This is a genomic window from Pseudomonas sp. IT-P2, assembly GCF_949767575.1.
Lineage (GTDB): Bacteria > Pseudomonadota > Gammaproteobacteria > Pseudomonadales > Pseudomonadaceae > Aquipseudomonas > Aquipseudomonas pharyngis.
Genome location: NZ_CATKQA010000034.1, coordinates 1 through 604, shown reverse-complemented (window position 1 = coordinate 604; position 604 = coordinate 1). Strand labels below are relative to the sequence as shown.

At 62.1% G+C, this 604-nt stretch carries 1 protein-coding gene; it reads right to left on the bottom strand.

Annotated elements, in window-relative coordinates; genetic code table 11:
- A partial coding sequence (locus ACM6JM_RS19265; RefSeq protein ID WP_414882353.1) for an Ig-like domain-containing protein occupies positions 1–604 on the bottom strand: 604 nt, incomplete at both ends.

The window sequence follows — 604 nt, the reverse complement described above, 5'->3', positions numbered from 1 at the left end:
ACCGGTGGCGGCGTTGAAACCGGTGATGGTCAGGGTGCTGCCCAACGGAGTGACGATGGATTGCGGGAAGCCTGCTGCCACGCCATTGGTGACTACGGCAATGCCGCCGATGGTCAGCGTGGTGACGCCGTCCAGCGCGGTGATGGTGAAGGTGCCGCTTTGGGTCAGGGCTGGAGCATCGGGGCTGGTGCCGTCGCTAAGGTTTTTCTCGTAGACAGTCAGCTCGCCACCGTTGACGTCGAGGCCATTGAGGTACACCTGATCGTCGTTGTTGTGGATGTTCAGCACCAGGTTGGCGGTGCTGGTATCGCCGTCGGCATCAGTGATGGTGTAGGTGAAGGTTTCAGTGCCGTTGCCGCCGCCGTGCAGCGCTTTGAAATCGGCATCGCTGGTGTTGAGGGTGTAGGTGTAAGTGCCGTTGGCGTTCAGCACCAATGTCCCGTAAGTCCCGGTGAAAGTGCCCGCCGTGATCGGGCCGGCGTTGTCGCCGACAGGCACGCGGTCGGCGCCCTGCACGTCGTTGGTCAGGACGTTACCGCTCAACGTGAGGTTGGTTTCCGAAGCGGTGCCGGCGTTGCTGTCGTCCACGCCTTTTGGCAAGTCG